19 protein-coding genes and 1 pseudogene are annotated in these 22055 nt (G+C 59.1%); 4 read left to right on the top strand and 16 right to left on the bottom strand.

Translation table 11 applies throughout. The features are described from left to right. Positions 1–123: 123 nt before the first annotated feature. Positions 124–420 (bottom strand): DUF3509 domain-containing protein, encoded by a 297-nt coding sequence (locus tag QRN38_RS08155; RefSeq protein ID WP_007245377.1) that lies wholly within the window; start codon positions 418–420, stop codon positions 124–126. 287 nt (positions 421–707) lie between these two features. On the opposite strand from QRN38_RS08155, the gene QRN38_RS08150 reads away from it, so the two are divergent. Then, a complete protein-coding gene (locus QRN38_RS08150) occupies positions 708–1370 on the top strand; it encodes a response regulator (RefSeq protein WP_010201407.1) in 663 nt (220 codons plus the stop codon). On the opposite strand, the gene QRN38_RS08145 is transcribed toward QRN38_RS08150, so the two are convergent. From QRN38_RS08145 to ffh, 11 genes and pseudogenes are all read right to left on the bottom strand, one after another. Continuing rightward, a complete protein-coding gene (locus QRN38_RS08145; RefSeq protein ID WP_057417982.1) occupies positions 1343–2632 on the bottom strand; it encodes an EAL domain-containing response regulator in 1290 nt (429 codons plus the stop codon). The genes QRN38_RS08150 and QRN38_RS08145 overlap by 28 nt on opposite strands. 123 nt (positions 2633–2755) lie before the next feature. After that, positions 2756–6342: pseudogene (locus QRN38_RS08140) on the bottom strand (ATP-binding protein). A 174-nt stretch (positions 6343–6516) separates the two neighbouring features. Beyond that, positions 6517–7926: a threonine synthase gene (gene thrC / locus QRN38_RS08135; RefSeq protein WP_057418892.1), complete on the bottom strand. Its 1410-nt coding sequence runs from the start codon at positions 7924–7926 to the stop codon at positions 6517–6519. Positions 7927–8030: 104 nt separating this feature from the next. After that, entirely contained in the window at positions 8031–9335 is a 1305-nt protein-coding gene (locus QRN38_RS08130) for a homoserine dehydrogenase (RefSeq protein ID WP_005765880.1), read from the bottom strand. 146 nt (positions 9336–9481) lie between these two features. Beyond that, the gene (gene dsbC, locus QRN38_RS08125; protein WP_007245372.1) at positions 9482–10222 is read right to left on the bottom strand and encodes a bifunctional protein-disulfide isomerase/oxidoreductase DsbC; all 741 of its coding nucleotides are present in this window, start codon (positions 10220–10222) and stop codon (positions 9482–9484) included. A 145-nt stretch (positions 10223–10367) separates the two neighbouring features. Then, positions 10368–11264 (bottom strand): site-specific tyrosine recombinase XerD, encoded by an 897-nt coding sequence (gene xerD / locus QRN38_RS08120; RefSeq protein ID WP_005765876.1) that lies wholly within the window; start codon positions 11262–11264, stop codon positions 10368–10370. A gap of 103 nt (positions 11265–11367) precedes the next feature. Then, positions 11368–11718, bottom strand: coding sequence for a 50S ribosomal protein L19 (gene rplS, locus QRN38_RS08115; RefSeq protein ID WP_002552524.1), 351 nt, complete (start codon positions 11716–11718; stop codon positions 11368–11370). Positions 11719–11762: 44 nt separating this feature from the next. After that, on the bottom strand, positions 11763–12515 hold the full coding sequence (gene trmD, locus QRN38_RS08110) for a tRNA (guanosine(37)-N1)-methyltransferase TrmD (RefSeq protein WP_005765874.1): 753 nt from the start codon (positions 12513–12515) through the stop codon (positions 11763–11765). A 5-nt stretch (positions 12516–12520) separates the two neighbouring features. After that, on the bottom strand, positions 12521–13060 hold the full coding sequence (gene rimM / locus QRN38_RS08105; RefSeq protein ID WP_057418891.1) for a ribosome maturation factor RimM: 540 nt from the start codon (positions 13058–13060) through the stop codon (positions 12521–12523). A 5-nt stretch (positions 13061–13065) separates the two neighbouring features. After that, entirely contained in the window at positions 13066–13323 is a 258-nt protein-coding gene (rpsP, locus tag QRN38_RS08100; RefSeq protein ID WP_003377687.1) for a 30S ribosomal protein S16, read from the bottom strand. A 247-nt stretch (positions 13324–13570) separates the two neighbouring features. Continuing rightward, positions 13571–14947 (bottom strand): signal recognition particle protein, encoded by a 1377-nt coding sequence (gene ffh, locus QRN38_RS08095; protein ID WP_057418890.1) that lies wholly within the window; start codon positions 14945–14947, stop codon positions 13571–13573. Between the two features lie 215 nt (positions 14948–15162). Between ffh and QRN38_RS08090 the strand changes: the two genes are divergently transcribed. From QRN38_RS08090 to QRN38_RS08080, 3 genes are all read left to right on the top strand, one after another. Beyond that, positions 15163–15975, top strand: coding sequence for a cytochrome C assembly family protein (locus QRN38_RS08090; protein ID WP_003377684.1), 813 nt, complete (start codon positions 15163–15165; stop codon positions 15973–15975). A 12-nt stretch (positions 15976–15987) separates the two neighbouring features. Beyond that, on the top strand, positions 15988–17235 hold the full coding sequence (locus QRN38_RS08085; RefSeq protein ID WP_007245369.1) for a CNNM domain-containing protein: 1248 nt from the start codon (positions 15988–15990) through the stop codon (positions 17233–17235). 130 nt (positions 17236–17365) lie between these two features. Next, the gene (locus QRN38_RS08080; protein WP_122223253.1) at positions 17366–18676 is read left to right on the top strand and encodes an MFS transporter; all 1311 of its coding nucleotides are present in this window, start codon (positions 17366–17368) and stop codon (positions 18674–18676) included. Between the two features lie 119 nt (positions 18677–18795). Here the strand turns inward: QRN38_RS08080 and purT are convergent, their stop codons facing one another. From purT to QRN38_RS08060, 4 genes are all read right to left on the bottom strand, one after another. Next, a complete protein-coding gene (purT, locus tag QRN38_RS08075; protein WP_007245367.1) occupies positions 18796–19977 on the bottom strand; it encodes a formate-dependent phosphoribosylglycinamide formyltransferase in 1182 nt (393 codons plus the stop codon). 103 nt (positions 19978–20080) lie between these two features. Then, positions 20081–20548: a preQ0 transporter gene (locus tag QRN38_RS08070; protein ID WP_005765859.1), complete on the bottom strand. Its 468-nt coding sequence runs from the start codon at positions 20546–20548 to the stop codon at positions 20081–20083. A 754-nt stretch (positions 20549–21302) separates the two neighbouring features. Beyond that, on the bottom strand, positions 21303–21521 hold the full coding sequence (locus QRN38_RS08065) for a DUF1289 domain-containing protein (RefSeq protein WP_005771683.1): 219 nt from the start codon (positions 21519–21521) through the stop codon (positions 21303–21305). After that, positions 21521–22045, bottom strand: coding sequence for a gamma carbonic anhydrase family protein (locus QRN38_RS08060; RefSeq protein ID WP_005615845.1), 525 nt, complete (start codon positions 22043–22045; stop codon positions 21521–21523). The genes QRN38_RS08065 and QRN38_RS08060 overlap by 1 nt, the downstream gene beginning before the upstream one ends. Between the last annotated feature and the right edge of the window lie 10 nt (positions 22046–22055).

Raw genomic sequence — 22055 nt, 5'->3', positions numbered from 1 at the left:
TGACCATGACGGTCAGTACGCCAGCTACTGATCACCGGAGCGCAATGATCAAACCTGACGTAATCAATATGAGTACAACTGTCTCCCCTGGTTCAAATACCGTTGACGGCGGTTAAGCAACTGTTAAGCAAAAGACGGAACACCGACAAACGGGCGACTGATCGCAGCGTTGCGCATTGCAGCGATGACACACGGCTCGATCCGCCCTTCTGCGACCATCAGGTCCCGGCGCAGACCGTCTACCACGTCGGTCAGCTGACGTTTGTCGTTCAGTTGATCAGCGCCAAATTCACGCTCGATCACACGGGCACCCGCTTTATCTTTCAGAGTCACCAAACGTTCACCCCGAGAACCCGCCGGACCAATACTGGCCTGATAGGGCGCCAGCGCTTCGCTTAGCAGTAAGCTGATATTTTCCATCCGGATCACCACTCAACAGTTTGAATGCAAAGGTGCTAATCAATGACCGTTGGCGATAAGAGAAAGTTCTATCTATCGCCTGATCGCAGCACCCGTGTGTTATTTCGAGCATGCCTGCTGAATGTGACAAGGAAAAAACCTGAGGCCGGCGACCATAAAAAGCGGGTTTGTAGGAAAAACCGACATAAATTAGCCACGCGTCCTACAGATGCCTATGATCATGATCGCTGCGTTAAACGCTCCCATCCTCTGCAATACCCGACAGCCCTTTCTGATGGAGCCCGGTCTTGAGCGATTCCACTGATCGACCGTTGCGCGTCATCGTGGCTGACGACCACCCTATTTTCCTGATTGGCCTGCGCGTGGTACTGGAACAGGACGACCTGGCGCACGTGGTTGCCGAAGCCGGCAATCCGGACGCACTGCTGCAGGCACTCGCAAGCCTCGCCTGCGATGTGCTGGTGACTGACTTCATGATGCCCGTCGAGCGTCAGAATGACGGCCTGCGCCTGCTGCAGCGTGTGCGCCGGGATTTTCCGGTACTGCCGGTGATTGTCGTGACGACGTTGAGCAATGCCGGGCTTTTTCAGTCCATGCTCGACCTCGGTGTGCGTGGCCTGTTGAGCAAGGCCAGCCTGGCCGGAGAACTGCCTGCTGCGGTCAGGGGCGCGTTGCGCGGAGAGGTTTTTGTCGCCGATTCCGTGCGTCGGGTTTTGCGCGAGGCACAGCAATACGGGCCTGATGCGCTGCTGGCGGCCGAACGCTTGTCCCCAAGAGAGCTGGAAGTGTTACGCCTGTTCTCGGCAGGCCATACGGTTGGCCAGATCGCGGCGCAACTCAATCGCAGCAAACAGACTGTCAGCGCGCAGAAAGTCGGTGCCATGCGCAAGCTCGGCCTGGCCAACGACGCCGCGCTGTTTATCTATTTGCAGGAAAGCGGCATGTCCTGAACCCCGGAGGCCGTTGACCCGTCTTGCAGACGGGAATCACCACGTTCGGCGGCCCAGCGCAGGAACGCTGACGCGGCCATCGGACGTGCAATGAAATACCCCTGAACCGCAGGGTTGCCCAGCGCCAGCAGGCTGTGGAAGTCATCAATCGTCTCGACGCCTTCAACCACCACCGACATCGACAGGCGCTGCGCCATGAGCATGGCCCCGGCCACCACCGCAGATTTGCGCGCATCGTCGGCCATGCCGCGCACGAACTCGGTGGGTATTTTCAGTTCACTGAACGGCAACTGCAAAAGCCGCTCGATGTTCGAAGCGCCCATGCCAAAGTCGTCGATGGACAATTTGCAGCCCAGCATGCACAACCTCAACAGTGCTTCGAGTTGCCAGGTTTCAGGTCGGGCGGCATCCTGCTCGAGAATTTCCAGCGTCAGGGCACTTGCCGGTACGTCATGACGGTCCAGCGCCTGCATGATCTGCTCGGCGAAATCCGCGTGTTGCAGGACTTGCGGATCGATGTTGACGGCGACTGATAACGCCGTTCCCTGCGCTTGCAAGACCTGTGCAGACAACCGCAGCGCCTGATCCAGCACACGCCAGGTCAGCGCGACGGTCAGGCCTTCGGCTTCGATGGTGTCCATGAACCGCCCGGGTGCCAGCAGGCCATGCACGGGGTGCTGCCAGCGAACCAGCGCCTCGACGCCGAGTACTTCGCCTTGCAGGCTGACCTTGGGTTGAAAATAGGCAATCCACTGCTCGGCGACAGAGCGGGCGCCCGCTGCGTCCTGAGGTCCGCCGCCTGTCACGGCAAACAACTCCCGTGCAGACAGCGCGCCCGGAGCGTTCTTTACCGGCGTTGGCGACGCAAGCTCGGCCCGACTCGGGCCGTAGGCCTTGAGCAGTTCGCAAAGGGCGGTGGCCGAAGCGGGCTTTTGCAGGTAACCCAGCACGGTCAGCCCTTGATTGAGCGCCAGTTGCGCGACGCCCTCCAGCACACATGCAGCGGAAGCACTGAGGATGATCAGCGCCCTCGCCTGCCCGCTTTCAGCCAGAAAGCGAATCAGCTCCAGACCATCAGGTCCGTCCATCTGCAGGTCGCAGATAGCGATATCGACAGGACCGCGGCTGTGCAAGGACTGCTTCGCAGCCTCGACGCTGTCAGCAGCCAGCACATCGAAGACCTGATTCGCGTTGAGCATCTGATGCAGCGCCATCAACTGGAACGGGTGATCTTCGAGAATCAGAACCTTGAGTGAGTGCACAGTCGCGCCTACGGAATTGGAGCCATCGGGACAGCAATACATTTACTTTAGTCCCTTGTGCAGACATGCCCCATAAGACGTGTCTTAAAAAGCGTTGGCGATCACGATGCTTTTCTGCAGGACTCAATCGCGAGGGGGCGCAGTTTCAGGCACTGCCACCAATTGCATTTCGATATCAGCGCGCAATCCGGTCATCGCGTTCTCCAGTGCCAGCCAGCGCTCGTGCACATCGCTCATACGCTGCTGCCGAACACTGTCGTCCAGCGCCGCGCACGCTCTGGCCAGAGGCACCGCATCAACCAGGCTGGCCGCACCCTTGAGCCGATGCAGGCTGGCGCTCATGGTCTTCCAGTCATTTGCGGTCACGGCGGGCTCCAGCAAGGCGTGCTCATGGCGCAGGTTTTTCCACAGTTCGCTCAACAAGCGCTGCATCTGCTCCGGATTGGCGCGCGTCATGTTTTGCAGCGTGCGTATGTCGAAGGTTGGCTCACGCACCCTATCCGCCAGCTCCCGGGCCAGACGTGCCAGTGAAAGCGGTTTGATCAGCAGCCCGTCCATGCCGGCCTGCTCACATCGCGCGGCCTCGTCAGTCATCGCATTGGCGGTACAGCCAATCACCGGGCAGCGCTGTCGTTGCTCCGTCTCTTCTATCTGGCGAATGGCTTCGGTCAATGCATACCCGCTGATGCCTGGCATGTTGCAATCGGTGATGAGCGCATCGAAAGGCTCTTTGCGCCAGATCGACAGTGCCGCCTCACCGCCTTCGACAGGCACGACCCGATGCCCCAGAAACTCGAGCTGCCGGGTCAACACCAGTCGATTCGCCGACATGTCATCGACCACCAGCAGGTTCAGAATGCGCGTATCAGGGAGCGCATCAAGGGTTGCATCCAGGGCCTCGGCAGAAGGCAAAACCGGTTCGGTCACCCTGGCCAGCGGCACGTCGACGGTGACCCGCGTCCCCTTGCCGGGTTCGCTGTGCAGGCTGATATCGCCCTTCATCAGCTCCACCAGTTGCCGGGTGATGCTCAGCCCCAGGCCACTGCCTCCGTAGCGTGCAGCCGTGTCATCGGCAGCTTGTGTGAACGGCTGGAATATCTGCTGCTGACGTGCCGGTTCAATGCCCACTCCGCTGTCCATGATGCCGATGGCACCCGTGAAGCGTCCGGCGGGTCATCTGATACCTCAACCTTCACGACCACCGCCCCTTGCCGGGTGAATTTCAAGGCATTGCCCAACACGTTATGCACGACCTGACGCAACCTCAGCGGGTCGAGCCAATAGTCGCCACGCGCCTGTTCGGCAAGTTCTAGCCGCAACTCCAGGCCTTTCTCCCTGGCCTGGGCTGAAAAAAGCGCGAGAACGCCCTCGAAAAAAGTCTGCAGAGGCGTGACAACCAATGACAACTGCATGCCACCGGCTTCGATTCTGGCAAGGTCAAGGCTTTCGCCAATCAGCGCCACCAGCTCCGTCGCGGAACGATGAGCCACCTGCAGGCCTTGCGTCGGTGCTTCACCCCGACGCAAGGCCTGCTCACATTCCAGCTCCAGCAAACCGATGATCGCCCCCATCGGTGTCCGGATTTCGTGGCTCATGCTGGCCAGAAAGACACTTTTGGCCTCGTTGGCCTGAGCCGCCAGGCGTACTGCTTGCTCGAGCTGCTGTTCCAGCAGCTTGCGCTCGGTGATGTCGATCCAGCCCCCCAACAAACCCTGCAACTGCCCATCTGCGGCAAAGAAAGGCACCGTCCATTGCCAGACGTTCATGCGCTTGCCGGACAGTTCGATTGTGCGGTCGGAAAAGACCGGCTGATGGTTTTCCAGCAGTGCGAGGTAATCGGCATGCATCTGTTCGGCCAGCGGCCGCGGGATCACTTCGACATCAAGAAGGCGCCGGCCATTCATCTGCTCGAAACTGACGCCCAGGCTCTGCTCGTAGCTGCGGTTGCAGGAAATCAGGCGTCCCTTGAGGTCGCGCACGTAAATCGGATTGGGAATACCGTCGAGCAGGGCATGCTTGAAAGCCAGTTGATCATTGAGCTGGCGTTCAGCCTTGAGGCGTTGGCGAATCTGCACCTTGAGGCGACTGCTCCAGGCCAGCGACACCAGCCCGGTCAACAACGCGAGGGCCACGACCCAGAACACCCACCGCGGAATGCGCCCCCACAACGAGGGCTGAGGCAACGACGACCCCAGCCACTTCAGACGAATCGAACGCAACTCAGCAACCGGAAACTCTTCCAGCGCCTTGTTCAGAATGCCCAGCAGCTCGGGCTGGGTCTTGATCACCGAAAACCTGTCGGGCGACCATTTGCCATCGACGCTGCGGGCCACCTTCAGTTGCCCCGACGGAAACAGGTACGCACCGGCCTCATTTTGAATGGTCGCATCGGCCGCACCGCTTTCAACCAACGCGCGGGCCTGATCGTAGGTCTCGACCAGCCGTAGCTTGATCAACGGGTACTCTCGCTTGATCATGTCCTCGAGCGCATGCCGGGCAGGCAGGGCGAGTACCTGGCCTGACAGGCTGTCGAGCGATACCTGAGAAGATCGATCGGAGTGCACCACGAACATCCAGCTGTTGCCGCCGAACGAATAGGTAAAGTCCAAAAACTTTCGGCGCTCTGCGTTTTCCGCCAGTGTGGTGTTCATGTCGGCCCGGCCGGCGCGCAACACCTCAATGCTCTGCTGCGTGGAGGCTGCTTCCTTGTGTACGAACTGCAAGCCGGTCATGCGCGAGATACGCGCCAGTAAATCCGCGTTCAACCCCACCCAGTGACCATTTTTGTCTTTGTAGATGTAGGGTGGATGTTGCGTGGTGGAGATCGTCACACTCGGATGCTTGAGCAGCCAGCGTCGTTCTGCGCCACTAAGGCGAATACGCTGGCCTTCCACATCCGCGCCAAGGCCGATGGTCCAGCGGACGAGCACCTCACGACCGACCGCAGGATCAATACTGTTCAACGCAAGATCAATCAACGCCAGCAAGCGCTGTTCATCCTGGCGAGCCGCAAAGGCAAAACCCACCGGGGGCAACTGGCTTTCGAACTTGATCTGCAACCCGAGGTACGGGCGCAGCGCGATGTAGGCCCGGACAATCACTTCGTTACCGATAAAGATGTCGACTTCACCCTGACTCAAAGCCTCCAGCGCGCTGTAGAGGTTAGGCGCGATAATGATCTCGCTGTTCGGGTAAACCCGGTGCACCACATCTGAATCAGCATAACCATCAAGCAGCACCACCTTTTTATCGGCCAGGCTCGATGGTGGGCTCACGTCGTTGCCACGGCCGACCACCACAGATCGATCAGGCATGTACTCGCTGGAAAACGACAGCCCCCTCACACCTCGCTCAAACCCGTTGGCGCTGGTCAGCAGGTCGATTCTGCCTTCGCGCAGCGCCTCGATGGCCTCATCGCGTTTGGCAAACCCCGTTACCTGCGTCGAAATGTTCAGTTGGTCACTGACCAGCCCAAGGTAGTCGGCGCTGATGCCCTGATAGCGATTTCGATCACTGGTGATATCAATGGGTTCGTAATCGGCAATCGCAATGCCGACCCGAAGCACCTTGCGCTGGTCGAGCCATGCCCGGTCACTGGCATCAAGATCAAGGTCTTGCGACACCACGAAAGGCGCTGTCAGGGTGAACGGCAAGCTTTGCGCGGCATCGATTGACCGGGCGAAAACCAGCGCCAACAGCACCCATACCATGCGCCATGCGCGGCCTCTCATTGTGCTGCCTGTCTCCCTGACTCTGCTTTGCATGCTTGCCTGCTTCACCACAAATGACTCAACGCTCTGGTTTGAAAAACCAGCGAAGTTTGCCACGTAGAAACAGAAAGGCCCGCCAAGTGGCGGGCCCAAAGTTGTTACACGACGCTTCTGTCAGAGCGGTTTGCCGCGATTGCCATGCTGGCTGACAAACGCCTGTATGGCTTTCAGGTCATTTGGCAACACGGTGCAACGTTCGTCACGCTCGAACAAATCAGACAAATGTGCAGGTAGCTCCAGCGCTTTTCCTACACCGGCCTTCTCCACTGCCTCAGCGAACTTGACCGGATGTGCCGTCCCCAGAATCACCATCGGGGTGTCAAGGCTGCGACGGCATTCGCGGGCAGCCTTCACACCGATAGCAGTGTGCGGGTCGAGCAGCTCGCCGGTGCTGGCGAACACCTCGGCGATGGTCTTGCAGGTGTCTTCGTCGCTGACCGCCAGCGAGTCGAACAGTTTGCGGGTTTCGGTCCAGCGCTCTTCTTCGACACTGAAACCGCCGCCCTGCCTGAAATTGCTCATCAGATCGGCAATCGCCGAGCCGTTGCGACCGTGCATGTCGAACAGCAGGCGCTCGAAATTCGACGAGACCATGATGTCCATCGACGGCGACAACGTTGCGTGCAGGGTTTCCTTGACGTACTGATTGCCGCTCATGAAGCGGTGCAGAATGTCATTGCGGTTGGTGGCAACGATCAGTTGATTGACCGGCAGCCCCATGTTGCGCGCCAGATAACCGGCGAAGATGTCGCCGAAGTTGCCGGTCGGCACCGAGAACGATACCGAACGCGCCGGGCCGCCCAACTGCAGCGATGCATGGAAGTAGTAGACGATCTGGGCCATGATCCGCGCCCAGTTGATCGAGTTGACCGCCACCAGACGCGTGCCTTTGAGGAAGCTCTGATCGGCGAAGCTGTCCTTGACCATTTCCTGGCAGTCGTCGAAGTTGCCTTCCACTGCGATGTTATGAATGTTATCGCCAAAGATGGTGGTCATCTGCCGACGCTGAACATCCGATACACGGTTGTTCGGGTGGAGGATGAAGATATCGACGTTATCGCAGCGACGGCAGCCTTCGATGGCTGCAGAACCGGTATCGCCCGAAGTGGCACCGATGATCACCACACGCTCGCCGCGCTTGGCCAGCACGTAGTCCAGCAAACGACCGAGCAATTGCAGGGCAAAGTCCTTGAACGCCAGGGTCGGGCCGTGGAACAGCTCAAGCACCCACTCGTTGCCGTTCAACTGGCGCAACGGCGCGACCGAGCTGTGGGCGAAGACACCATAGGTTTCTTTCAGGATCTTCTTGAAATCGGCGTCCGGAATGCTTCCGGCCACGAACGGGCGCATCACCTTGAAGGCCAGCTCGTGATACGGCAGGCCGGCCCAGGAAGCGATCTCTTCCTGTGTGAAACGTGGCAGGTTTTCCGGCACATACAGACCGCCATCGCTGGCCAGACCAGTCAACAGCACGTCTTCGAAATTCAATGCAGGCGCTTGCCCGCGAGTACTGATATAGCGCATGGGATCAAACCTTCGGTTTGAGCTGCAAGCTGGAAGCTGCAAGCTGCAAGTCCAAAACGATCGGCGTCTGACTTGTAGCGTGTAGCTGACCGCTTGCGGCTGCCTTAATTAAGATGTTCGACGCGAATACGGACTACCGGGCCCACCACATCCTGCAACGCTTCGAGCGCCTGAATGGCGTCGTTGATGCGTTGTTCAACGACACGGTGGGTCAGCAGAATCATCGGCACCAGGCCGTCGTGTTCTTCGACTTCCTTTTGCATGATCGATTCGATGTTTATGCCGCGCTCGGACAGGATGCTTGCCACCTGAGCCAGCACGCCCGGATGATCCTTGGCCTGGATGCGCAGGTAATAGGCGCTTTCGCACGCCTCGATCGGCAAGATCGGATGCGCGGACAGCGAATCAGGCTGGAAGGCCAGATGAGGCACGCGGTTTTCCGGGTCAGAGGTCATGGCACGCACCACGTCCACCAGATCGGCCACGACGGAAGACGCGGTAGGCTCCATACCGGCACCAGCACCGTAGAACAGCGTCGAACCGGAGGCATCACCGTTGACCATCACGGCGTTCATGACGCCATTGACGTTGGCGATCAGGCGATCGGCCGGGATCAGCGTCGGGTGTACGCGCAACTCGATGCCCTGGGCGGTGCTGCGCGCAACCCCCAGATGCTTGATGCGGTAGCCAAGCGCTTCGGCGTAGTTCACGTCCGCAGTCGTCAGCTTGGTGATGCCTTCGGTGTAGGCCTTGTCGAATTGCAACGGAATGCCAAAGGCAATGGAAGCCAGGATGGTCAGCTTGTGCGCCGCATCGATCCCCTCGACGTCAAAGGTCGGGTCGACTTCGGCGTAACCCAGCGCCTGGGCTTCAGCCAGCACATCCGGGAACGTGCGGCCTTTCTCGCGCATTTCAGTAAGGATGAAGTTACCCGTGCCGTTGATGATGCCCGCCACCCAGTTGATACGGTTCGCCGACAGGCCTTCACGAATGGCCTTGATGACCGGAATACCACCGGCAACAGCCGCTTCAAACGCCACGATCACGCCCTTCTCACGCGCCTTGGCGAAGATTTCGTTGCCGTGCACCGCGATCAGCGCCTTGTTGGCAGTGACCACGTGCTTGCCGTTTTCGATGGCCTTGAGGACCAGTTCACGGGCAAGAGTGTATCCGCCGATCAGTTCGACGACGATGTCGATTTCAGGGTTGGTCGCAACGGCGAACACATCGCTGGTGGTAGGCGTACTGCCAATCTGGCAGTTGGGGTTTGGTGTACGAACTGCAATTTGCGCCACTTCGATTCCACGCCCGGCGCGGCGGGCAATCTCCTCGGCGTTACGCTGAAGTACGTTGAAAGTACCGCCACCGACAGTACCCAGCCCACATATGCCTACTTTGACCGGTTTCACTGATGAACTCCCCGAAAAACGGCCGATCCTTGATCAGCCGTGAAATCCGCCGCATGTTGCCATGTGGCTACAAATTTGAAGAGGCGCCAAAGGCCCGGGCCTCGTATCACGCACGCTCCTGTAAAGCATGCTTGAGTGCCAAGGAATTACTTGGCGCCCATTGCCAGTTTGGCAACCTGAGCAGCAGGCTGATAACCCGGAATCACCTGACCGTCGGCGAGGACAATCGCAGGGGTGCCGTTGACGCCGATCGACTGACCGATTTCATACTGCTTGCTCACCGGATTGTCGCACTTGGCAGCTTTGATGTCCTTGCCATCGACCATGCGATCCATGGCGCTTTTACGGTCCTTGGAACACCAGACGGCCTGCAACTGTTCGTCACCCGGAGAACCCAGACCCTGGCGCGGGAAGGCCATGTAACGGACTTCAACGCCCATTTTGTTCAACTGCCCGACTTCTTCATGCAGCTTGTGGCAGTACGGGCAGGTGGTGTCGGTGAACACCGTAATGTGCGATTTGGTCTCGCCCACCGCCGGGTAGACGACCATGTCGGAAAGCGGAATGGCATTGATGGTCTTGGAAATGGCCAGACGCTCGGTCTTTTCGGTCAGGTTGACCGGCTTGCCGTTCTGCACCTGAAACAGATAACCCTGCACCACGAACTGACCGTCGGCGCTGGCGTACAGCACGCGACCGCCCTTGAGTTTGACCTCGTAAAGGCCATTGAGCGGGCTCGGCGAAATGCTCTCGACCGGCAGCTCCAGCTGGAGCGAATCCAGTGTCTTGCGAATGGCCTGATCGGGGGCAGCATCTGCAACGGCAAACATACTGAATGTGCTGGCCAGCATGACAGCGGCGGCAGCGAAAATCTGATGCAAACGCATGAAAACTCCTATGACGGCGGACAGGCTGGCAACTGTCGAAAAAAGGCGTGCCAGCCTTGATAGGCGAAACCGGCAAAGCCTATCACATAAGGCTCGCGGGGCCGACCTGGACTGACGTAAGACTCTTCGCAAAATACTTCAATAATCATCCCCGAGGATGATGCTTCGCGTGCATTTCCTGCAGCCGTGCACGCGCCACATGGGTGTAGATCTGGGTCGTCGACAGATCGCTGTGCCCGAGCAACATCTGCACTACACGCAAGTCGGCGCCGTGATTGAGCAAATGAGTCGCGAAGGCGTGACGCAGGGTGTGCGGTGACAGGGATTTGCCGATGCCGGCAACCGTCGCCTGATGCTTGATACGGTGCCAGAAAGTCTGCCGGGTCATCTGGTCGCCGCGGGTGCTGGGGAACAGGACGTCGCTGGGCTTGCCGCCCAACAACTCGTCGCGGGCACCACGCATGTAGCGTTCGACCCAGACGATGGCCTCTTCACCCATCGGCACCAGCCGCTCCTTGCTTCCCTTGCCCATGACCCGCAGCACGCCCTGGCGCAGGTTGACCTGCTCCAGGGTCAGGCTGATCAACTCAGTCACGCGCAGACCGCAGGCATACAGCACTTCAAGCATGGCACGGTCACGTTCGCCGATGGGCTCGCTCAGGTCGGGAGCAGCAAGCAATGCTTCGACATCGGCTTCGGAAAGCGATTTAGGCAACGGTTTGCCCAACTGAGGCATGTCGATCTGCAGGGTAGGATCGACGGAAATCAGCTTTTCGCGCAGCAGGTAGCGGTAGAAGCCACGCGCGCCGGACAGAAAACGCGCCGTAGAGCGTGGCTTGTAGGCATTTTCCACGCGCCATGCAAGGTGATCGAGGATCACTTCGCGCCCGGCACCGGGCAGATCGACGTTGCGCTCCTGCAACCAGCCATTGAACAGCGCAAGGTCACTGCGGTATGAGTCACGGGTATTATCGGACAAGCCCTTTTCGAGCCAGAGCGCGTCGAGAAACCGGTCAATCAGCGGGTGGTCGATGGCAGCCATTTTTACTCATTACGTGTGGAGATACGACAGGAGCGAATCATCAAACAGCAGGCAACAAAAAGGCAGCCCTGAGGCTGCCTTTTTTATGCATCGAAAAACTGTATCAGGACAGTTTTTCCTTGATGCGCGCTGCTTTACCGGACAGGTCACGCAGGTAGTACAGTTTGGCCTTGCGAACGTCACCGCGACGTTTCACAGCCATGCTGTCGATTTGCGGGCTGTAAGTCTGGAAAGTACGCTCAACGCCAACACCGTTGGAGATTTTACGAACAGTGAAAGCACTGTTCACGCCACGGTTACGCTTGGCAATGACAACGCCTTCGAATGCTTGCAGACGAGCGCGGTCGCCTTCCTTCACTTTAACCTGGACGACGATGGTGTCGCCTGGTGCAAAGGTAGGGATCTCTTTGGTCATCTGCTCTGCTTCGAGGGCAAGAATGATTTTGTTAGTCATGCTGGTGCTCCTAAGGTAATCCGTATGGATCGACCATCGATACGTTAACTATCGTCCCGCTCACGGATGTATTCCGCCAGCAGCTTCTTCTCTTCTCCAGAAAGCGAGCGGCTTTCCAGAAGATCAGCGCGTCGTTCATAGGTCCGCCCAAGGGACTGCTGTAAACGCCAACGCCGGATGTGCGCGTGATTGCCACTTAGCAACACGTCGGGAACACGCTGATCCGCATACACCTCAGGTCGGGTGTAGTGCGGGCAATCCAGCAGACCATCCGTGAAGGAATCTTCCTCCGCGGAGTCCACATGCCCTAAAGCTCCGGGCAGCAGCCGCGTAACCGCGTCAATCAGGACCATCGCCGGCAGCTCGCCACCGGAAAGAACATAGTCACCAATCGACCACTCTTCATCGACATGAGCTTCAATGAAACGCTCGTCAATGCCTTCATAACGACCGGCGATGAGGATAATCGCTTCCTCCTGCGCCAGTTCGCGTACCGCAGCCTGATTCAGCTGGCGGCCTTGTGGCGACAGGTAAATCACCTTCGCCGCATCCCCTGCCGCCTGCCTGGCCTGAACCAGAGCATCTTCAAGGGGCTTGATCTTCATCACCATGCCCGGACCACCGCCAAATGGGCGATCATCCACAGTGTGATGGCGATCAGTGGTGTAATCCCGCGGATTCCAACAAGTCAGCTGCAACAGCCCTTGTTTCACCGCACGGCTGGTAATGCCGTATTCGCTGATGGCGGAAAACATCTCGGGAAACAGACTGATGACTTCTATGCGCAGGCTGGCCATGGCATTCAGAAGTCCGCGTCCCATTCCACCTTCATCTCGCCAGCGGCCATGTCGATTGCCAACACGCATTGCTCTGTATAGGGCAACAGGCGTTCACGATCATCAAGGCTGCCCGCGCAGGGCTTTACAACCATTACATCGTTCGAACCGGTTTCGAGCAGGTGATCGATTTTTCCGAGCAATTGCCCGAGTTGGTCGATGACCTTGAGGCCTTCAAGCTGGTACCAGTAGTACTCGCCGTCGTCCAGATCAGGGAACAGGTTGCGCGGCACGCAGATTTCGTAACCGGAGAGAAGACGGGCTTCTTCACGATCATCGAGACCCTTGAGCTTTACGACCAGAAACTTGCTCTGCAAGCGTCCGCTGACCAGCTCCACCTGTTTCTCAACGCTGCCTTCGCGCCGAAGCGTCCAGGTTTTGTAGCCCAACAGGTTTCCAATCGGATCAGTAAAGGAATAGACCTTCACTTCGCCGCGAACGCCATGAACCGAGTAAATCTTGCCAATGACGATCAGATCGTCGGCAGATGCAGGCGTCGCGTTCATAAGACTCAGGCCGCGGCCTTGGTCTTGTTGTGCTCTTTGAGCAGCTGGGCAACGCGCTCGGAAGTTTGTGCACCCACGCTCAACCAGTAGTTGACGCGCTCTTCGTTAACGGACAAACGGATTTCCTGACCACGGGCAACCGGGTTGAAGAAACCAATTTGTTCCTTGTGGGAACCGTCACGAGCGTTGCGGCTGTCGGTTACGGTCAAGTGGTAGAACGGGCGCTTTTTGGAGCCGCCAAGGGCAAGACGGATGGTAAGCATTGAACATCATTCCTGTAGTCGGTGCTGCAAATCTAAGATGCACAGCGGGCATAGGTGCCCGAAAGGCCGCATATTCTAAGGAATATCCCGACTTTTGCAAATGTCTTTTTCCGGCGCCTATCGGCATGCCTTCCAGATTTGCCAAGAAGCTGTCGGTATGACAGCAGGTAAAAGCCCGCATAGCGCGGGCTGGCCGGGGGTCACCCCCCAGATGGACAGCGTGCAAAGTGTCTTGCACGCCACGCAATTACATTTTCGGCATGCCGCCGCCGGGGAGCATTCCACCCATGCCGCGCATCATTTTCGCCATTCCGCCCTTGGCGGAGAACTTCTTCATCATCTTCTGCATCTGTTTGTGCTGCTTGATCAGACGCCCGATATCCTGAACCTGAGTGCCCGACCCTTGGGAGATACGGCGCTTGCGCGAGCCGCTGATCAGGTCCGGGTCGAGGCGCTCGGCTGGCGTCATCGAGTTGATGATGGCTTCCATCTGCTTGAACTGTTTCTCGGCTGCGCCCTGGGCGTTGCCCATCTGCGACAGGTTGACGCCGCCGATGCTTGGCAGTTTGTCCATGAGGCCACCAAGGCCGCCCATGTTTTTCATCTGCTGCAACTGGTCGCGGAAGTCTTCGAGATCGAAGCCTTTGCCCTTCTTGAGTTTTTTCGCCAGTTTGTCGGCTTTGTCCTTGTCGAGGGTCTGTTCGGCCTGCTCGATCAGGCTGAGCACGTCGCCCATGCCGAGGATTCGCGAAGCGATACGGTCCGGGTGGAACGGCTCCAGCGCCTCGCTCTTCTCGCCCATACCGATGAACTTGATCGGCTTGCCGGTGATTGCACGCACCGACAGTGCAGCACCGCCACGAGCATCGCCATCGACCTTGGTCAGGATGACACCGGTCAGCGGCAGCGCATCGCCGAATGCCTTGGCGGTGTTGGCCGCATCCTGGCCGGTCATGGCATCGACCACGAACAGCGTTTCGGCTGGCTTGGTCGCAGCGTGCAGCGCCTGGATCTCGCCCATCATCTCGACATCGACGTGCAGACGACCGGCGGTGTCGACGATGACCACGTCGATGAACTTCAGCCTGGCTTCCTTGATGGCAGCCAGGGCGATGTCCACCGGCTTCTGGCTGATGTCGGACGCGAAGAACGTCACGCCGATGTCGTTGGCCAGGGTTTCAAGCTGCTTGATGGCGGCGGGACGGTAAACGTCGACCGACACCACCATCACGGTTTTCTTTTTGCGCTCTTTAAGGAACCGCGCCAGCTTGCCGGCAGTGGTGGTCTTGCCCGCACCCTGCAAGCCAGCCATGAGGATGACCGCAGGCGGCGTGACATTGAGCACCAGGTCTTCGTTGGCGGCGCCCATTAGGCTTTCGAGTTCGGCCTGGACGATCTTCACGAACGCCTGGCCCGGCGTCAGGCTGCGCGACACCTCGGTGCCGACAGCACGCTCCTTGACGCTGTTGACGAAGTCTTTGACCACCGGCAAGGCGACGTCGGCTTCGAGCAACGCCATACGCACTTCGCGCAAGGTATCTTTGATGTTGTCCTCGTTCAGCTTGGCCTTGCCAGTAACGTGGCGCAGCGTCTGTGAGAGGCGGTCAGTCAGATTTTCAAACATGCGCGATCCTTTCAGGCTCTCATCGAGCCCCGGTTGGTGCGGCCCGGCCCGTTATGCAGAAAATGGCGCTCGGCGAGCCTGCGGCTTGAGCAGGTCGCGGATTATAGCGAAGACTCCGCCGCACGGACACCATGCAGACTGCTTCTGTGGTCTTTCGTGATTTGCCGGTTGTATGCCAAACTCAGCGTCTTTATCAGGCCCGTCCATCAGGATCTATGTCCCCTTTGCCACCCAGCCTGCTTCCCAGCCTCGCCGCCGCCGCTCTTTATGCCGCTGCGACCGCCTATCAAGGTGTGCGTCTGAGTCAGACCGCCCGGCCCGACAAACGGCTACTGTGCCTGCTCGGCGCGCTTGCGGTCATCGCCCACGCCATCGGCCTTTATTCCCAGTTGACGCATTCTGTCGGCCTTGGCCTGGACTTCTTCAATTCGGCCAGCCTCATCGCCGCTTCGGTGATTGTCGTGACATTGATCGCCACGTCGCGCATTCCGGTGGAAAACCTGCTGGTGCTGCTCTTCCCGCTCGGGATGATCACCGTGCTGCTCGCCCAGTTCGCACCCAGCGGCACGGTGCAGCCGATCATGGAAGAGCCCGGCATCCTCAGCCATATTCTGCTGTCGCTGCTGGCCTACGGCATGTTCACCATTGCGGTGTTTCAGGCCTTGCTGTTGCTGTTGCAGGACTACCGGCTCAAGCACAAACACCCTTCCGGGCTGATCAAGAACTTCCCTCCCCTGCAAACCATGGAAAGCCTGCTGTTCGGCTTCCTCTGGGCTGGCTGGACGCTGCTCTCGCTGTCGCTGCTTTCCGGCTGGCTGTTCGTCGAAAACCTGTTTGCCCAGCATCTGGTGCACAAAACCCTGCTGGCGTTTCTGGCGTGGGTAGTGTTCAGCGTGTTGTTATGGGGACGCAATCGCCTCGGATGGCGCGGGCACAAGGCTATTCGCTGGACCCTGGGCGGCTTCTGCCTGCTGATGCTCGCCTACTTCGGCAGCAAGCTGGTACGCGAATTCATTCTGCACATCTGACGGGCTATGATCATGGATAATCTGCCCCTTGGCCCACTGCTCGGCGTTCTCGCCCTTCTGACGCTCTGGGCCGGCCTGCTGACAGCAGTGGAAGCTGCGCACCATCAGCTCAAGGCACTGCGCGCTGCCAACCGCCCGGACAAGGCAGCGACGCTTGCTGAACTTGCGTTCAACCTGAACAGCCTGATCCTGGTCAACACACTGATCAAAGTGCTGATCACTGTCATCGCCACGCTCATTGCCGTCAGTTACTGGCTGTACAACGGCGCGACCGTGGCATGGCTTGGCACAGTTGGCGTCATACTGGTGTTCGCCGAATACATACCTAGACGCCTGGCGAATCGCTATCCGGTCTCGACGCTGATGCTGGGCAACGGCGTACTGCGCATCCCGATGAAGCTCGTCTGGCCGCTGGCATACATCTTCAACGCGCTCGCCAAAGCGCTGCTGCGCCCGTTTCTGTCACGCCACGTTCAGCCGCAGGAACAGGCCTTCGATGACGATTCGCACACAGCACAGCCGCGCAGCATCGTTCAGGAGCATCACCCGCGCATCAACGTGCTGTCGGGCATCCGCGCGCTGGACAGCATCACCGTCAATGACATTCTGATCCCCCGCAATGAGGTGGACGGCGTCAACCTCGACGATTCGATCGAGCTGATCATCGAACGCCTGATCATCTCTCGCCACACCCGGCTGCCGGTTTACCACAACGACATCAATCAGGTGCAGGGCGTCATCAATACCCGAGACATCAGCCACCTGCTGCCCAAGGGCACCTTGACCAAAGAACAGCTGCTGGCCGTCTGCTACGAGCCGTATTTCGTCCCGGAGAGCACCCCGCTGCAGCTGCAACTGCTGAACTTTCATAAACAGCAGCGTCGTTTGGGTGTTGTAGTGGATGAATATGGCGAAGTGCTGGGCATTGTGACCCTTGAAGACATCCTCGAAGAAATCGTCGGCGAATTCGAAAGCGAGCAGAAGCTCGACAACCCGCATGTCAAGCCTCAGGAAGACGGACGCCTTGAAGTGGAAGGTGCTGCGTCCATTCGCGAACTGAATAAAAGCCTTGGCTGGCACCTGCCGTGCGATGGCCCGAAAACCCTTAACGGGCTGGTGACCGAAGCACTGGAAACCATCCCGCAGGCGCCGGTCTGCCTGAAAATCGGGCCTTACCGGCTGGAAATTCTCGAAACCGAAGACAATCGCGTAAAGCGTGTGGCTATGTGGCAGAACACGCTCGTACGCACTTTCAAATAGATTCCTGGCCCCGATTACCTCCCGGCCCATTCGGGTTACTCTGCTCGATGCTGCACCCACAATCACAATAATGAACACTTGCCGGAGCCCGGCACCGGCCGACCGGTGAGACGAAAGCCAGGGAATCCGCATGACCAGCACCCCGCTCTCTCGCGAAGATAACGACGCACCCGCACAACCGGTGAACTCGGCGACCCGCGTCGCCACTGCCAGCTTCATCGGCACCGCCATCGAGTTCTACGACTTCTATGTCTACGCCACCGCCGCCGCACTGGTGATCGGTCCGGTGTTTTTCCCGCAGACCTCAGGCACGGCACAAATGCTGTCGTCATTTCTGACATTCGGTATCGCCTTTCTCGCACGTCCACTGGGCTCGGCACTGTTTGGTCACTTCGGCGACCGGATCGGCCGCAAGTCGACGCTGGTTGCATCGCTACTGCTGATGGGGGTCTGCACCACGCTGATCGGCGTACTGCCTGGCTACGCAACCATCGGCGCATGGGCACCGATTCTGTTGTGCGTGCTGCGCTTCGGCCAAGGGCTTGGTCTGGGCGGGGAATGGGGCGGGGCGGCCTTGCTGGCGACTGAAAATGCCCCCAAAGGCCAGCGCGCGTGGTTCGGCATGTTTCCGCAACTAGGGCCATCGATCGGCTTTCTGGCGGCCAATGGCCTGTTTCTGGCGCTGGCAATGACCCTGGACGACGAACAGTTCCGTTCGTGGGGCTGGCGAATTCCGTTTCTGCTCAGCGCCGTGCTGGTCATGGTCGGGCTCTACGTGCGCCTGAAACTGGAAGAAACACCCGTGTTCGCCAAAGCGATGGCACGTCACCAGCGCGTCAGTCTGCCGATAGTTGAAACGGTCAGCCAGCACTGGAAGCCCATGTTGCTCGGCGCAGCGTCGATGGTGGTCTGCTACGCGCTGTTTTATATCTCGACCGTGTTTTCGCTGAGCTACGGCGTGTCTACGCTGGGCTATACCCGCGAGATATTCCTCGGGCTGCTGTGCTTCGCGGTGCTGTTCATGGCGGCAGCAACGCCATTGGCTGCGCTGGCGAGTGACCGATTCGGGCGCAAGCCGGTGCTGATTGTCGGCGGCGTGCTGGCGATCCTCTCGGGTTTCACCATGGAACCGCTGTTGACACATGGCAGTACCTGGGCCGTGGCGCTGTTTCTGTGCATCGAACTGTTCTTGATGGGAGTGACTTTCGCTCCGATGGGCGCCCTGCTACCGGAACTATTCCCGACGCACGTGCGCTACACAGGCGCATCGGCGGCCTACAACCTGGGCGGAATCGTGGGCGCATCGGTCGCCCCCTTCTTCGCCCAGAAACTGGTGGCGATGGGCGGCTTGAGCTGGGTTGGCGGGTATGTGTCTGCCGCGGCGCTGATCAGCGTGCTGGCGGTGCTGAGCTTGAAGGAGACGAGAGATAGGGAGCTTTGAGCTGCAAGCTGCAAGCTGCAAGCTGCAAGCCTCAAGCCTCAAGCCTCAAGCCTCAAGCCTCAAGCCTCAAGAAAAAGCGTGGTGCTCTTTCTTGTAGCTTGAGGCTTGCAGCTACCAACCTACAACTCGACGACTACCGCACTGGATGCCCGGGTCGCCTTGGCCCGAGCCGCTTCGATGGACTCGTCTCGTGCCAGGGCTACGCCCATGCGGCGCTGACCGTTGACCTCCGGCTTGCCGAACAGACGCAAGGCGGTGTCGGGCTCTGCCAGAGCAGCGCCAAGGTTGGCGAAAGCGGTCTGCGTGGACTGACCCTCGACCAGAATCACCGCAGAGGCCGATGGCCCGAACTGGCGAATCAGCGGGATCGGCAGGCCCAGAATCGCGCGAGCGTGCAGGGCAAACTGCGACAGGTCCTGAGAAATCAGGGTCACCAGGCCAGTGTCATGCGGGCGTGGCGAGACTTCGCTGAACCACACCTGATCGCCTTTGATGAACAGCTCGACGCCGAACATGCCACGACCGCCCAAGGACTCGGTCACCGCCTTGGCGACGCGCTCGGACTCGGCCAGTGCGGCCGGGCTCATGGCCTGTGGCTGCCAGGATTCCTGATAGTCGCCCTTCTCCTGACGATGCCCCACCGGCGCGCAGAAGGTGGTGCCGCCGATGTGGCGCACGGTCAGCAGGGTGATTTCGTAATCGAAGTCGATAAAGCCTTCAATGATCACGCGGCCCTTGCCGGCACGACCGCCTTCCTGCGCGTAATCCCAGGCTTTCTGTACGTCATCAACGCTCTTGAGCAGGCTCTGCCCCTTGCCCGAAGAACTCATGACCGGCTTGACCACGCATGGGAAACCGAGGTCTTCGACGGCCTTGCTGTACGCCTCGAAGGTGTCGGCAAAGTGGTAAGGCGAGGTCGGCAGCTTCAACTCTTCAGCGGCCAGACGGCGAATACCTTCACGGTTCATGGTCAGCTGTGCCGCACGCGCGGTCGGAATTACCGTGAAGCCTTCGGCCTCAAGCTCCACCAGCGTAGCGGTGGCGATGGCTTCGATTTCAGGGACGATAAAGTGCGGTTTTTCAAGCTCGATGACAGCGCGCAAGGCAGCACCGTCAAGCATGTTGATCACATGACTGCGATGAGCGACCTGCATCGCCGGCGCGTTCTCGTAACGGTCAACAGCGATCACTTCAACGCCCAGGCGCTGCAATTCGATCACGACTTCCTTGCCCAGTTCGCCGCTGCCGCAGAACAGTACGCGAGTCGCGGTAGGCGACAGTGGAGTTCCGATTCGGGTCATCTCAAGTCCTCGTGAAACAGATATCGAGAGCTGCCTGCTTTATGCGGGCAACCGCTGTGAAGAAAGGCGCGCAATTTACCACGAAGCCCCGCCAAACGGGGGCCTAACCCGGACAAGCGTTGTTGCGCGCACGCCAGGCCATGATCATCCACACAATGCTCACACCGGCGAACTTCGAGGCCAGCGCGGTCACGACGACAGGCGCTGTCAGGGCGTCGATCATGCCGAAGAAGATAAAAGTATCCAGCGGGATGCTCAGCGCCGAGCTGATCCACAAGCGATCACGCAGCGGACGCTTGGTGATGCTGAAGACCAGCCAGTCGATGCACTCGGATACGGCAAACGCCGTGGCGCTGGCCAGGGCAATGGAGGGATCGCTGGTGACATAAGACAGCACCAGCGCCGCCAGCATGGCGAGGATCGCGCCATGACCGAAGCGAATCTGCACCATGTCGCGCAACACAAACACCAACCCGCCCCAGGCAGACCAGATGACGTCCAGATGCGGCGCACTGGAAAAGGCGAAGTTGATCAGCACGACACTGCTGATGTAGACGAGCAGGAAAAACATGACGGGTTACACGCCTGGAGAAACGGATGGCAATGATAACTCAACTATCGTGCGACGCTCCGCGTCGGCATGCCGTTCAGGATGCTCAGCGTCCTCTTTGCGACGCAGAGCGTCGAGAACTGCATTCCCACGCTGGAGCGTAGGGAACGATAATCTCAACCACGAACACTATCGTGCGACGCTCCGCGTCGGCATGCCGTTCAGGACGCTCTGCGTACTCTTTGCGACGCAGAGCGTCGAGAACTGCATTCCCACGCTGGAGCGTAGGGAACGATAATCTCAGCCACGACCACTATCGTGCGACGCTCCGCGTCGACATGCCGTTCAGGATGCTCAGCGTCCTCTTTGCGACGCAGAGCGTCGAGAACTGCATTCCCACGCTGGAGCGTAGGGAACGAGAATCTCAACCACGACCACTATCGTGCGACGCTCCGCGTCGGCATGCCGTTCAGGATGCTCAGCGTCCTCTTTGTGACGCAGAGCGTCGAGAACTGCATTCCCACGCTGGAGCGTAGGGAACGAGAATCTCAGCTACGACCACTATCGTGCGACGCTCCGCGTCGGCATGCCGTTCAGGATGCTCAGCGTCCTCTTTGCGACGCAGAGCGTCGAGAACTGCATTCCCACGCTGGAGCGTAGGGAACGAGAATCTCAGCCACGACCACTATCGTGCGACGCTCCGCGTCGACATGCCGTTCAGGACGCTCTGCGTCCTCTTCGCAAACACGTTCGCTCCCACGTGGCCACGTGAACGTCAGCGTGACCCGCCCACCGTCCACATCAATCCGCTGGCCCGTGCGCGCTCGTCGCACAGGCCCAGCACCACTCGGCGCTCGTCGTTGCTCATTCGGCTCCATTGGGTGATTTCGCTCACGGTGCGTTGGCACCCGGTGCAGATATCCTGTTCATCCAGCGCGCAGATGCTGACGCAGGGAGAACGGACTGGTTTCTCAATCGGGGCATCAGTACTCATCAATCTTCCTGCACGGCCAGGTCACGGGCGTAACGCCGGGCGTTGTGTACGTAATGGGCGGCGCTGGCTTCCAGCATTTTCTTCTGCACGTCGGTGAGCTCGCGCACCACTTTACCCGGCGACCCCATGACCAGCGAGCCATCGGGGATGACTTTGCCTTCACCGATCAGCGAATTGGCGCCGATGATGCAGTATTTTCCGATTCTTGCCCCGTTTAGAATCACCGCATTGATGCCGATCAGGCTGTAATCGTCAACGCTGCACCCATGCAGCATGGCGTTATGACCAATGGTCACGCCCTTGCCGATCGCAAGCGGCGAGCCCATGTCAGTGTGCATAACTGTGCCATCCTGCACGTTGCTGTTTTCACCGATGTGAATCAGTTCGTTATCGCCGCGCAGCACTGCGTTGAACCAGACACTGGCGCCAGCCTCAAGCTTCACATTGCCAATGAGCACCGCGCTGGGCGCAACCCAGCTCTGCGGATCGGTCTGGACACTGGAATCTCCCAGGCGAAATTTCATGCAGCCTCCT

Source organism: Pseudomonas sp. CFBP2511 (assembly GCF_030209255.1).
In the GTDB taxonomy this organism is placed as follows: domain Bacteria; phylum Pseudomonadota; class Gammaproteobacteria; order Pseudomonadales; family Pseudomonadaceae; genus Aquipseudomonas; species Aquipseudomonas avellanae.
Note: the sequence above shows the minus strand (reverse complement) of the source record. Positions and strands in the feature narration are given on the sequence as shown.